Annotated in this window: 13 protein-coding genes and 1 pseudogene; 3 read left to right on the top strand and 11 right to left on the bottom strand. The window is 40.0% G+C overall.

The window, feature by feature from the left end:
- Positions 1-80: 80 nt before the first annotated feature.
- On the top strand, positions 81-1571 hold the full coding sequence (gene lysS, locus A3I9_RS0100795; protein ID WP_018377179.1) for a lysine--tRNA ligase: 1491 nt from the start codon (positions 81-83) through the stop codon (positions 1569-1571).
- Between the two features lie 339 nt (positions 1572-1910).
- On the opposite strand, the gene A3I9_RS0100790 is transcribed toward lysS, so the two are convergent.
- The 6 genes and pseudogenes from A3I9_RS0100790 to A3I9_RS0100765 all read right to left on the bottom strand — a co-directional run bounded on the left by A3I9_RS0100790 (position 1911) and on the right by A3I9_RS0100765 (position 5404).
- Positions 1911-2240 carry a type II toxin-antitoxin system RelE/ParE family toxin gene (locus A3I9_RS0100790; protein WP_018377178.1) on the bottom strand — a complete coding sequence of 110 codons (330 nt, stop codon included), beginning with the start codon at positions 2238-2240 and terminating at the stop codon, positions 1911-1913.
- Complete coding sequence (locus A3I9_RS0100785; RefSeq protein ID WP_018377177.1) at positions 2237-2542, bottom strand: type II toxin-antitoxin system RelB/DinJ family antitoxin; 306 nt, start codon at positions 2540-2542, stop codon at positions 2237-2239. The genes A3I9_RS0100790 and A3I9_RS0100785 overlap by 4 nt, the downstream gene beginning before the upstream one ends.
- Before the next feature lie 133 nt (positions 2543-2675).
- Positions 2676-2949 (bottom strand): annotated as a pseudogene (locus tag A3I9_RS12315) (DUF5960 family protein); the annotation flags it as partial.
- Positions 2927-3304, bottom strand: coding sequence for a hypothetical protein (locus A3I9_RS0100775; RefSeq protein WP_026217271.1), 378 nt, complete (start codon positions 3302-3304; stop codon positions 2927-2929). The gene A3I9_RS0100775 and the pseudogene A3I9_RS12315, both read right to left, overlap by 23 nt.
- Positions 3301-4716, bottom strand: a complete 1416-nt coding sequence (locus tag A3I9_RS0100770; RefSeq protein WP_018377175.1) for a Y-family DNA polymerase — start codon at positions 4714-4716, stop codon at positions 3301-3303. The genes A3I9_RS0100775 and A3I9_RS0100770 overlap by 4 nt, the downstream gene beginning before the upstream one ends.
- A gap of 1 nt (position 4717) precedes the next feature.
- Positions 4718-5404 carry an XRE family transcriptional regulator gene (locus A3I9_RS0100765; RefSeq protein ID WP_018377174.1) on the bottom strand — a complete coding sequence of 229 codons (687 nt, stop codon included), beginning with the start codon at positions 5402-5404 and terminating at the stop codon, positions 4718-4720.
- Between the two features lie 636 nt (positions 5405-6040).
- Here A3I9_RS0100765 and A3I9_RS0100760 point away from each other — a divergent pair.
- Positions 6041-6661, top strand: coding sequence for a TetR/AcrR family transcriptional regulator (locus A3I9_RS0100760; protein ID WP_018377173.1), 621 nt, complete (start codon positions 6041-6043; stop codon positions 6659-6661).
- 141 nt (positions 6662-6802) lie between these two features.
- On the opposite strand, the gene A3I9_RS0100755 is transcribed toward A3I9_RS0100760, so the two are convergent.
- Positions 6803-7852 (bottom strand): LLM class flavin-dependent oxidoreductase, encoded by a 1050-nt coding sequence (locus tag A3I9_RS0100755; protein WP_018377172.1) that lies wholly within the window; start codon positions 7850-7852, stop codon positions 6803-6805.
- 192 nt (positions 7853-8044) lie between these two features.
- Here A3I9_RS0100755 and A3I9_RS0100750 point away from each other — a divergent pair, with 192 nt between their 5' ends.
- Entirely contained in the window at positions 8045-8539 is a 495-nt protein-coding gene (locus A3I9_RS0100750) for a DUF2798 domain-containing protein (RefSeq protein WP_018377171.1), read from the top strand.
- Between the two features lie 39 nt (positions 8540-8578).
- Here A3I9_RS0100750 and A3I9_RS0100745 read toward each other — a convergent pair whose 3' ends face one another.
- From A3I9_RS0100745 to A3I9_RS0100730, 4 genes are read right to left on the bottom strand one after another with little or no spacing between them, the layout of a single operon-like run.
- On the bottom strand, positions 8579-8977 hold the full coding sequence (locus A3I9_RS0100745) for a hypothetical protein (protein WP_018377170.1): 399 nt from the start codon (positions 8975-8977) through the stop codon (positions 8579-8581).
- A gap of 39 nt (positions 8978-9016) precedes the next feature.
- Positions 9017-10270, bottom strand: a complete 1254-nt coding sequence (locus tag A3I9_RS0100740) for an ABC transporter permease (protein WP_018377169.1) — start codon at positions 10268-10270, stop codon at positions 9017-9019.
- Complete coding sequence (locus A3I9_RS0100735; protein WP_018377168.1) at positions 10271-10966, bottom strand: ABC transporter ATP-binding protein; 696 nt, start codon at positions 10964-10966, stop codon at positions 10271-10273. It abuts the gene before it with no gap.
- Positions 10947-12107: an efflux RND transporter periplasmic adaptor subunit gene (locus A3I9_RS0100730; RefSeq protein WP_018377167.1), complete on the bottom strand. Its 1161-nt coding sequence runs from the start codon at positions 12105-12107 to the stop codon at positions 10947-10949. The genes A3I9_RS0100735 and A3I9_RS0100730 overlap by 20 nt, the downstream gene beginning before the upstream one ends.
- Positions 12108-12247: the final 140 nt, after the last annotated feature.

The raw sequence follows: 12247 nt of genomic DNA, 5'->3' as shown, positions 1-12247 counted from the left end.
TGGAAAACAGCTACCTAGCTGATTTTTTCGCTAATCTATGATAAAATAGAACGAATAGACTTTGGAGGAAATAAAAAAAGATGTCGAACGAACATATTGAAGCATTAAATGACCAGCAAATTGTTCGCCGTGAAAAAATGGCGGCCTTAGCAGAAGCAGGAATTGATCCTTTTGGAAAACGTTTTGAACGCACTGCAAACTCTGGCGAATTAAAAGAAAAATATGCGGATAAATCAAAAGAAGAATTGCACGACTTAGATGAAACAGCTATTATCGCTGGACGGATGATGACAAAACGCGGGAAGGGAAAAGTCGGTTTTGCTCACATCCAAGACCGTGAAGGACAAATCCAGATTTACGTTCGTAAAGATGAAGTCGGTGAAGAAAATTACGAGATTTTTAAAAAAGCAGACCTCGGTGACTTCCTTGGTGTTGAAGGACAAGTGATGCGGACAGATATGGGCGAGCTCTCTATCAAAGCAACGAAGTTGACTCACCTGTCAAAAGCGCTCCGCCCGCTCCCTGAAAAATTCCACGGATTGACAGATATTGAAACGAAATACCGCAAACGCTACTTGGATTTGATTTCTAACCGTGAAAGCTTTAACCGCTTTGTCACTCGTTCAAAAATCATTTCTGAAATTCGTCGCTACTTGGACGGACTTGATTTCTTAGAAGTGGAAACACCTGTCCTTCATAATGAAGCTGGTGGTGCTGCTGCGCGTCCATTTATCACCCATCACAATGCACAAGATATTGACATGGTGCTTCGTATTGCGACTGAATTACACTTGAAGCGTCTAATTGTCGGTGGTATGGAACGCGTTTACGAAATTGGCCGAATCTTCCGTAATGAAGGAATGGATGCTACGCACAATCCTGAGTTCACTTCTATTGAAGTTTATCAAGCCTACGCAGACTATGAAGATATCATGAACTTGACCGAAGGCATTATCCAACATGCTGGGCTTGCTGTCAATGGGGACGGCCCTGTCAATTATCAAGGTAATGAAATCCGTATTAATGAACCATTCAAGCGCGTCCACATGGTGGATGCTATCAAGGAAATCACAGGTATCGATTTCTGGAAAGAAATGACCGTTGAAGAAGCACGCGCTCTTGCAGCAGAAAAACAGGTACCACTTGAAAACCACTTCACAACTGTTGGCCACATCATCAATGCCTTCTTTGAAGAATTCGTTGAAGAAACTTTGATCCAACCAACCTTTGTCTATGGTCACCCAGTGGAAGTTTCTCCACTTGCTAAGAAAAACGATGAAGATCCACGCTTCACAGACCGCTTTGAACTCTTCATCATGACCAAAGAATATGCCAATGCCTTCACCGAATTGAACGATCCAATCGATCAATTGTCCCGCTTTGAAGCCCAAGCTGCTGCCAAAGAACTCGGCGACGACGAAGCAACTGGCATCGACTATGACTTTGTCGAAGCCCTCGAATACGGTATGCCACCAACAGGCGGACTCGGAATCGGTATCGACCGACTCTGCATGCTCTTGACAGATACCACAACCATTCGAGATGTATTGCTGTTTCCTACTATGAAGTAAGAATGAGCTAACAGCTTGTTGAAGGATTCACATTTAAACCACAGCTCTTTCGTTTTCAAGCCATGGGCTGAAACCGTACACTGTACTGTTTCACTCCCTACGATGAAGTAATTGACTTTGAAAACGCTGATTTAACGGTATTTCTGACTGGTAAACTTACCAACTTACCCAAAATTTACCATTCTTGTCTATTGGGTTGTAAAATCCTATAAAGACTTACAACTTCTCTTGGACTTTTCCAAGGGAAGTTTTTTTACTTTTTAGACAAGAAAACTGACAGTAGAATGCCAACTGCCAGTTCTGTTTTTTATAATTTTTTAGTTAGACCTGGTTGCATAGCTATTGGTCTTTGCCAATTTCATCAATCAACCTGTCTACATTTCTTGATTGATGAAGTACCCTTAATATGGTCACAGTATCATTATCAAAACGGTAAAAGATAGAATAATTCTTCACCAATAATCGCCTAACTTTGATTCCTAAAACAAGTAATTCCTCAACGATTGCACATCTTTCTGGGAAGACTTCTAAAGTTTGTATCGCCTCTGCGATACTATCAAATTGCCTCATCGCCGCTTGTGGTGATTGAAGTTCTTTCGCTATATAACGGTAAATATCTTCCAAATCTTCCTCAGCACGCTTTAAAAAATTAATGACAACTTTACTCATGTGTGCCGTTCCCTAAATTCTTTAAAGAATTCATTTGCTGGTCTACCTTGCTCACTTTCAGCTTCTTGGTATGCTTTGACCATCATCTGTCCAAATTCATATGCGCTCATTTGATCAACGCTGACTGATGAAGGTGCCTCTGGCAGAGTAATGTCAAAAGGAACACTCTTTGTTAGTGAAACCTGTTTCAACAGTAGAGTGATCAACGTAGACATTGGCATCCCAAGTTGTTTCAAAACTTGTTCTGCTGATTTTTTATCCGATTCATCAACTCTAACGTTGATTGTTGCTGTTTTTCCCATATTAGCCACCTCTTATTTGTAAAGCTATTGTATAGCGTTTTGCGTGAAATGTCAATTTAAAAATTATCCCACATAACATGGTATCAAATTGAAAAGAATGACAGCGATTTGCTTCTAAATTAGTAGTACTTTGACCAGTATATCTAAACTTCCAACTATTTTTATAATCAGGTTCCTTGACTAGCTTAAATTGAAAATAATGCTCCAACCCATCCTTACTATTCTCCTTATTCAGCTTGAAATAGTTCTTCTGGCTCGTTGCCGTTGCTCTTAGAATATTATCATTATGAGTTGTTAACGGCTCTCCTAGTACGGAATAACGATAGACAGCCCTCCTCAAACCTGTGGTAAGAGTCTGAGAAATAGACAAACCGCAATTTCCACTCATAGATTTCTTTTCTGCTCATCATCCAGTTCCTCTATCAAGCTGATTTCTAAAATATCGTCTACCTGAATCATACGATACCCGTCTCTAAATTTGATAGTGATTTCTTGCAATCCAATTTCTGAGACTTTTCCTGTGTAGATTTCCTTCACTTTGCTAGATTTAACCACAAACATTCCTGTTAAACCACTTGCATAGAGCTGGCCAATCAAGGTCAGCTTTTCTAGCTTGGTCAATGTTTGACTCATTTCAACCTTGCTTTTGTCTTCACCCAGCGATGTCGTATGCTCTGACAAGAAAAAGCCCATCCACTTCTGCATCCCCCTATCATGGTGTTCCCTTGTAGATTGGAAGGGAAGGTAGTTTCGATCAATCATTTGAGTCCATCTAATCCACCAGCCGAATGTCCGCCAATCAATTTGCTTCTCTCCAAACTTCTAGAGGCTTTCAGGAGAGAATTTCCCTTCTGTATCAACGTAAAACCAAATTGATTTCGTATGTTATCAATGGCTGATTGGAGCCTCTCTTCTTTTTCTAATTTCTCCACATCATCAAAGAGGGAAATAAGACCAAAGGATTCGTCTACAAATCCCGAATAATAGACAGAAATATTCCTAACTGCACCACCAAAATATTTTTTTCGAAATAGTGTGATGACATAATCCGCTAATGTTTTTGTCAGATTGGTTGGTTTAATCGTCATTTGAGCGTGAAGGGACGGTCTCTTTTCAGTTGCTGAATAACCTACTCCGATGGAGACCCTTGTTGCTTTCTTATGCTCTCGCCGCAGTCTGATGGCCACTTGCTCCGCCATTTCTCGCAGCACCAGCTCAATATCCGATTGCCTGGTATAATCTCTTGGTAAGACTTGAGAATTCCCTAATCCATGAGACTTTGCCTTATAAGGCTGATGGACATTGCTCTCATCTATGCCATTTGCGTGAAAAAAGAGATCGACACCTATGACTCCTAATTCCTTTTTCAACACATCAGGATTGAAATTAGCTAACTCCTTAACAGAATGAATCCCCAGTTTATTCAGTCGCTTTTCCGTACGGCGTCCAATTCCCCAAAAATCTGTCAGATGAGGGATCTTCCAAACCTTACTTTCGACATCCTCATAAGACCAATTCGCCCTCATATTCGCTGTTTTTTTAGCTTCATTGTCTAAGGCTAACTTGGCCAAAAGAGGGTTACTATTGGACATTCCCACGGTTGAATAAACTCCAGTCTTCCGCCAAATTTCTCTCTGGATACGAGTGGAAATCTTATCTAGCTTCTCCTTACGTGACATTGTCTTATCTGGAATAAAATAATTCAAGGAAGAGGTAAGATCGATAAATCCTTCATCAATCGAATAGGGAAGAATATCATCAGGAGCAGCATAGTTTTGAAAAATGTGCTGGATTTCCATATTCTTCTCGATGTAATGTTCCATACGCGGAGGGACAATAAATGTCACCTTTGCCCACTCCTCAATATAATAGACATACTCTGGCGTCATAGGTAACCCTTGTCGTTTGGCATTTCGATAAGAAAATTTTCGCGTATGAATATCAAAGGGCAAGTCATAACTCCGCCCCACATTTGATTTCCCAAAAACCCTTTTAAAAGTCGGAGAAGAAGCTAAAATTAACCCATTGGCATTATCTGCTCGACTCATCACACACAGAGAGGCTTTTAGGGGGTGGAGGCCACGCGCCACGCACTCCACACTGGCATAGAAAGATTTCATATCCACAAAGGCAATATCTGATTGTGGCTCTCGTGAATAATCAAAATAGCCCATCTCACACCTCCAATGGTGTAAAGGCTCCTACAATCTTCCCAACAATACGAGGATTTTCATCGTAAGGAGCAAACTTATCCTGATAATCTGTATTGATGGATACTAAACGCAAACCATCTTCTTCTCGGTAGACTTTCTTAATATAGGTCTGATCATTCCACACAACTGCATAAATGGCTCCGTCATAATCAAATCCAGTCTCACGAATCAAGGCTACATCATGATTTTTATAGGTCGGCTCCATCGAATCTCCTTCTATCCAAGAAGCAAAATCATGTGCCAATTCCTGATCAAAATAAACGGTATCATAATCCCGATCATCATAGACAGCAGAACCAACCCCTGCAGAAAGTCGCTCGTAGACTCGATAAGCATACCGTGGCTCTTTGCTAGTAATATGGACCACTTTGGTCTGCTCTTCCACAAGTCCTTGAACATAAGTCAGAGCCTTGACTTGATTGGGTTGATTTAGCTGGCGATATAGACTAGAAATTTGATTTTCAGTCAGATAGCCCATCGGAACCTTTAAAAGTTGCTCTAGTTTGATGAGATTCGCCTTCGTCGGTTGAGAAGTCCCCTTTTCCCAAGCAAAATAAGACTGCTTCGAAACGCCCACAGCTTCTGCTACATCTGTTTGTTTCAAGTGCATCTCTTGCCGTCTTTGTCTTAATTTTTCAGGATAATACATCTCTTGCCCTCTTTTTTAGCAACTTTCTATGGTCGTTAGAAGCATCGTCTATCTCGATTTGAGACTGTTCACTACCATTCAATTGCAGTCAGTTATTCAACTGACTATATTATATAAAAAAAGAGAATAATTGTCTACTGGTATTATTCTATCCTACACAAACTTACTCTACTCTTCTTCCTCACTACTATTTCGAACTATACAAATAGTACTTTTTAGATTATAATAACGTCAGAATGAATTTTTAAAATTGGTATACTAGTCTGTAAAATAACAAGGTTGCTTCCTTGTTCTAGCTATGAGCATATTAGAAGCAAAAATAGCCTTATTTTGTTATACTATTCACATAGTTTTTACCCGTTAGTGCAAACGATTTAATGGCAATGAAAGTGATGAACAATACTCTGCCATTGTACAATTCTAAAAAAATCGATCGCATAGTTTGTCTGTCATGTTCATTTAATAGCATCCATTCCAATTATGCAAAACTTTAACCATACGAAATATCATCCTTTTTTACCACTGGAAAGTACGATTTCTAAATGGTAATATATATATGTAACCAAGCTAGTGTAAAACCATTATAAAATTGTGGCTCTCCTTTGCCTACTTATCTATTTTTTAGGAGTAAAACCAATGAAAAAAAATATCAAACTAGAAAAAAGCAAAATCACTCTGAGAGAAGCGTTGATTCAATTATTATCAGAAAGAGATTTTAGTAAAATTACCATTAACGATATTTGTCAGCAGGCAAATGTTGGTCGTTCGACTTTCTATAACCACTACAAAGACAAAATCGCTCTACTCGAAGATGTTGTCTCATTTTATAGTCGCATTGCTAATGATACTACATATGCAGCTTTTGTGACAGAAGATCACTTAGATCTTCACGCCAATCTTTTAAGAGATTACCATACTATTGTGGAATACCATAAAATCATCCAAGCCCTTTACTCAGTTCATCTCCCAAATGCTGATTTTGAAGGGGATGTCCGGGCAATGCTGGCACGGAAATACAAGCTGTTATTGGACAGCAATCCTGCTCAAAACTGTATTCCTGAAGCATTAGCGGTTGAATTATATACTGCTAATGCCCTGCTAGTTACTAAATATATCGCTTATCATGCAGATACAGCTAATATTGAACAGCTGGCTGATTTTATGTTTAGTATCTATCAGACGATTCTGTCCCCAATAGAATCACCAGCAAAAGCTGAACTTTCTACAGACAAGGAAGAGACTATAGAAATCAAATAAAAGAAAGCGATGCATCGCTCAGCCATCAGCTACGCTGGCGGTTTTCTTTTCACCTCAAAAGTGAAAGTGAAGCCACTAGAAAAAGGTTTGGATCTGTTACTTCCAAACCTTTTCTTGGCCACTAACGAACCAGCACCTACTCTATTTCGACTGATTATTAAAATACTGACGTACACGAGGTGCTACTTCTTTTCCATATAACTCGATAGCTTTCAACACTTCCTCGTGTGGCATGGAACCAACTGGAAGATGGAGGAAAAAGCGATCCAAATTCAAGGCTTCAATTGTCGCGATAATTTTGTTGGCTACGTGTTCCGGATTTCCAACAATTGTAGCTCCCTCATCTGATAGAGAATACAAATATTGCTCCTTCGTCATCTCCCGCCAATGCGGACGGTCTTTCGCAATATTATCAACTGTTTGTTTATTTGGGTAAAAATACTCTTCCACAGCCTGTTCTTGATCTTCAGCAATCCACCCCCAAGAATGGGCTGCAACCTTGATGCGACTACTTGGGTGACCCGCTTCTGTGGCAATCTTACGGTAAGCATCTGCCAATGGTTTAAAGTTCTTGGCTGCTGTTCCAATAACCGCATAAACTATTGGAAGTCCTTGCTGAGCAATCTTAATAGTAGATTCAACATGGCCACCAGTTGCCACCCAAATAGGGAAATCTTCCTGTACTGGACGAGGATAGATGGGCTTATTGTGAACTGTCTGAGTGTGTTTTCCAGTCCAATTGAGATTGGTGTCTTCTTTAATTTTTAGAAGCATGTCCAATTTTTCATCAAAGAGTTCCTCATAATCCGCCAAGTCATAACCAAATAATGGGAAAGACTCTGTAAAGGAACCACGACCAGCCATGATTTCTGCTCTGCCATTTGACAAAGCATCAATGGTCGTATACTGCTGATAAAGACGAACTGGGTCCATCGAAGACAGGATAGACACAGCAGATGTCAACTTAATCTGCTTGGTGTTAACAGCTCCTGCTGCCAGTACAATCTCTGGAGCAGAGACCGCAAAATCCTCTCGGTGGTGTTCTCCGATACCATAGACATCTAAGCCAACCTCGTCAGCTAATTCGATTTCTTTGACTAATTGGCGTATCCGCTCCTCATGGCTATAAGCCTGTCCTGTCTTTTCCAATAAAGTTGTTTCTCCAAAGGTGGAAATTCCTAATTCGATCATCTAACTCCTCACTTTCTATGATGTTATTTTATCACTAATTAGTATTTATTTTCAATCAATTTGCTTGTATTTTTCTTTCTGAAATTTTCAAATTTCGCTTACAAGATTTTCAAAATTATGCTATACTAAAAAACGTTACTCACTGAAAATCCTTTCATAGTGACTCTATTAGATTATTTAAGGAGAAAACTTTTGCCACGTTCATTAAAAGAATCACTTATTTTTACGACTCTCATGTGCTCTATGATGGTGTTTGCCATGTCATGCTGGAATCTTTTCGTTGTAGGACATTTCGCCTGGCCTCACGTCTTTCTAGGATTTCTACCTGGATTTTTAGTTGCCTTTCTACTGGATTGGTATATCGTTGGTCCCATTGCTAAAAAAGCTGCTGCTCACTATATTATCCAGCCAACTGCTCGCAAAAATCAAGGACATGTTCCTAAAATCGTCCCTATCCTTGCTATTTCAGGTTGTATGGTGCTTGGTATGGTTACTTGTATGTCCCTCTATGGTTTAGTCATGAGCCAAGGCTTAGCAGGTCTCAATCTCACTGCCTACTTCAAGGCATGGGGAACAAACTTCATCATGGCAGTCCCACTTAACCTTCTACTGGTTGGAAACATTTCCCGCTTCCTTCTTGGTAAAATTCAAGTGTGGATTGACCGAACATCAGCCGTAAAATTATAAAAATAAGCAGAAGTTCAATTTGAACTCCTGCCTATTTTTTTATTCCCAGTCTTGAGGATTTCTGAACCAATCTGCTTTTTCCTTTGGAAGAATCAACTTTATGTCTCCAATAATCGGAAAATCTTCAAATACTAGGTAGTCGTAATTATCATACACTGTTACTTGTACCGTATCTCCAGAGCGAGTTATAAGATCATAGTTATAGGCTACCTGAGCATCTTTTGGAACTTCTTCAAGTACTTCTGTTCCTTCAACCTCTGTGTCACTTGCGTATTCTGCAAAGGTATCAAGGACCGTCTTATTATCAGTTTTGAGAATTTTTTTATGGTTCTGATCATAAACTACAACAGATTCTTTCTTTGAATAAGTCCTGTCATCTACTTCCCGACTACCACAAGCTATCAATGTAAATAAAGTACATAAACTTAATATAAACAACAGAGTGCGCCTCATAACAATCAACTCCGTTTTAAAAAATTATTCATACCGCAGTGCTTCGATTGGATCAAGTTTAGAAGCCTTATTGGCAGGAAGGACCCCAAAGACAACACCGACAATGGCTGAGAAGAGAAGGCTACCAAGTACAACTGGTACTGAAATCACTGCTGTTAAACCTTGTCCCATGACTTGTGTCACATTGACAAGAACCACAACTCCTTGTGCAATGAGAAGGCCAATCAGACCACCCAAAGTCGTCAATACCATGGCTTCAATCAAAAATTGCATCAAGATATTGCTTCGTGTCGCACCAAGCGCTTTTCGCAAGCCAATCTCACGGGTCCGTTCTGTTACGGATACCAACATGATATTCATGACACCGATACCACCTACTAGCAGAGAAATCCCTGCAACCGCTCCGATAAAGAGGGTCACACCCGCCATTTGCTGATTGAATTCATCCAACATCTTAGACAAATCATAGATTTCATAGCGTGCTTCTTTGAGGCCTGTTGCCTTTGTCAGATAATCCGCTGCCGCCTGACCTACTTCACTGGCACGGGGCACATCTTCAACATGGACCATAATTTGTGCGTTTTCACTAACTGCTCCACCTTCTTCAGCGGCTAACTGTGTATTGGTCATCACAGCATTCCCTTCAGAAAGAGCACCATAAAGTGGGGAACCTGCATTAGGATCTTCATAGACTCCAACCACCAGGTAAGCATGGTCTTTGACACTGACGGTTTGATTCAAAGAAGACTGAATATCGCCAAAAAGTTTTTTAGCCAATTTTTTATCTAGCATGATAATGCGAGAGAAGCGACTATAATCGTCAGCAGTAAATTTACGTCCAGCTAGAATCTTATATTTTTTTACATCAAAGTAAGATTGACTGACACCTGTAATGAAAGTATTGTCTGCTTTTTTACTACCAAAACTCACTTCAGCACTGGTGTTATTCGTCGTAAAATAATTATCTACACCATCAATGGAAAGTAATCCTTCCAAGACTGTATTTGATAGGACAGGTTCTGACTCTGGCAAGACATCTGTCACAGCAGAGTAGGAGAACAGACCGTCTCTTCCTTCTTCCATGACCTGATTTGAAAAGTAAACCTGAACATCTTTTTGATCGCCACCAAGTGCATCAGCAAGGCTACTTCTCATCCCTTCACCCAAGGCAACAATAACCACAACAGAAGCTACACCGATGATAATACCAAGCATGGTAAGGAGGGAACGCATCTTATGGGCTAAGATGGATTTCAGTGCAAATTTCCAATTTTCCATTTACACGACCTCCTTTCGACTATCTTCCGTAATGACACCATCTCGAAGAACAATCTTACGCGTGGCATACTCCGCAATTTCTGGTTCATGCGTAACCATGATAATGGTTTTGCCTTCACGATTGAGTTCTGTCAGCAATTCCATAATCTGATCACCTGTCTTTGTATCCAATGCCCCTGTTGGTTCGTCAGCAAGGATAATCGAAGGCGCATTGACCAAAGCACGCGCAATGGCCACCCGTTGTTTTTGACCACCAGATAATTCAGATGGCAGATGGTGCATCCGCTCACCTAGCTCGACCTTTTCAAGAAATTGCTTTGATAATTCTTTTCGCTTATTGGCAGGAACGCCAGCGTAAATCAAAGGAAGTTCTACATTTTGGAGAGCATTTAATTTTGCCAATAGGAAGAACTGCTGGAAGACAAAACCAATCTGAGCATTCCGCACATTTGCTAATTTTTTTTCTGATAAGTATCCAACTTCTGTCCCTTCTAAGACGTATTCCCCTGAAGTAGGACGGTCTAACAAGCCAATGATGTTCATCAGGGTGGATTTTCCTGATCCTGATGGCCCCATGATTGCCAGAAATTCTCCTTCTTCCACTTCAAGATTGATATCTTTTAAAACGCGTAATTCCTGATCTCCATTTTTATAACTCTTATTGATATCGGTCAACTTAATCAGTAATTTCTTCATCGGCTTCAACCTCTTTTCCATCTTTTAGGCTATCGTCCGGATTGGAAATAACGTGGTCATCTACTTTAAGTCCTGTTACCACTTCTTGTTGGGTAGCATCGGAACTTCCTAAAGTGACTTCAACCTTTTTAGCCTTACCATCCACAATCGTCCAAACAAAGTTTTTATCCCCATCTGCGACAACTGCTGATACAGGAATCAAGATCCGTTTACTTTTATTGACCACTTCAATGTTGACTGTAAAGCCTTGTTTTAGCTCACCAATTTCACTCGTTAATTTCACCTTAAATGGATAATGTGCCCCACCTGAACTTGCTCCAGGAGTAGCGGTAGTCGCTTGTTGATTTTCTGGATAATTCGAAACATAGGCAATTTTCCCATTCCATGTTTTATCAGGGTATACTTTTGAAGTTAATTTCACTTCTTGGTCCACTGAAATATTTGCCAAATCGTATTCAGATAGTGTTCCCACTGCTTGAAGACTTCCTTGGTTAACAATATGAACCACAGTTTGACTAGTTGTTGTATTGGATTTAGAAACAGAGCGATTTACCTCTACAACTGTTCCTGATACAGTACTATTAACCGTCGCTTCGTTCAAAGCACCTTGTGCCTTATCAACTGCATTTTGAGCGTCAGCATAAGCATCATTCAAATCCTGCAACTGCATATCCATTGATCTTTGAGTAGAAGAAACAACTTCTCCATCTACAGCTTCATCACCTGTCAAATCAACTGTCTTCCCATAGGTTTTTAACTCGTAAATTTGACGTCCAACCTTATCACGTGCACGCACAGCGGTATCAAAAGCTCCCTGCAATTCTGCAGTATCATACTGGATTAGAGCTTGACCAGGCTGTACTTGATCTCCTTGTTTCACCTTGATTTCAGAAATATCTCCCTTAGATGGATCATAGTAGACATATTGCTCATCCGCAGCTTCTACCGTTCCAGATAACAGCGTAGAAGATGCAATGGAACCCTCACTTGCCTTGGTATACAATAACTGTGCTGATCCTGTTTTCGTTTCTGAAGCTGTATTTCCCATACTTCCGTACAATAGACCTCCACCAATTAACGCAACTGCTGCAAGGCCTAAACCAGAAAACAAAGCAATCTTCGCTTTTTTCGTCTTAAACATATTTGTTCTCCTTTTTATTTGAAGATGTTTAACACATCCTTTTTGTGTTAATTATATAATACATCAATACAAAAATATTTGCAAGTGTTCTTTGGTATTATTTTATAAAAATCTTCTGTATTTTGCATCCTTTTTCTGTA

The organism is Streptococcus ovis DSM 16829, assembly GCF_000380125.1.
GTDB classification, from domain to species: Bacteria; Bacillota; Bacilli; order Lactobacillales; family Streptococcaceae; genus Streptococcus; species Streptococcus ovis.
Note: the sequence above shows the minus strand (reverse complement) of the source record. Positions and strands in the feature narration are given on the sequence as shown.

Excerpts from the sequence above, each read along its gene's own strand:
- lysS (WP_018377179.1), top strand. The coding sequence starts at position 81 with ATGTCGAACGAACATATTGAAGCATTAAATGACCAGCAAATTGTTCGC.
- A3I9_RS0100790 (WP_018377178.1), bottom strand. The coding sequence starts at position 2,240 with ATGAGTAAAGTTGTCATTAATTTTTTAAAGCGTGCTGAGGAAGATTTG.
- A3I9_RS0100785 (WP_018377177.1), bottom strand. The coding sequence starts at position 2,542 with ATGGGAAAAACAGCAACAATCAACGTTAGAGTTGATGAATCGGATAAA.
- A3I9_RS0100775 (WP_026217271.1), bottom strand. The coding sequence starts at position 3,304 with ATGATTGATCGAAACTACCTTCCCTTCCAATCTACAAGGGAACACCAT.
- A3I9_RS0100770 (WP_018377175.1), bottom strand. The coding sequence starts at position 4,716 with ATGGGCTATTTTGATTATTCACGAGAGCCACAATCAGATATTGCCTTT.
- A3I9_RS0100765 (WP_018377174.1), bottom strand. The coding sequence starts at position 5,404 with ATGTATTATCCTGAAAAATTAAGACAAAGACGGCAAGAGATGCACTTG.
- A3I9_RS0100760 (WP_018377173.1), top strand. The coding sequence starts at position 6,041 with ATGAAAAAAAATATCAAACTAGAAAAAAGCAAAATCACTCTGAGAGAA.
- A3I9_RS0100755 (WP_018377172.1), bottom strand. The coding sequence starts at position 7,852 with ATGATCGAATTAGGAATTTCCACCTTTGGAGAAACAACTTTATTGGAA.
- A3I9_RS0100740 (WP_018377169.1), bottom strand. The coding sequence starts at position 10,270 with ATGGAAAATTGGAAATTTGCACTGAAATCCATCTTAGCCCATAAGATG.
- A3I9_RS0100735 (WP_018377168.1), bottom strand. The coding sequence starts at position 10,966 with ATGAAGAAATTACTGATTAAGTTGACCGATATCAATAAGAGTTATAAA.
- A3I9_RS0100730 (WP_018377167.1), bottom strand. The coding sequence starts at position 12,107 with ATGTTTAAGACGAAAAAAGCGAAGATTGCTTTGTTTTCTGGTTTAGGC.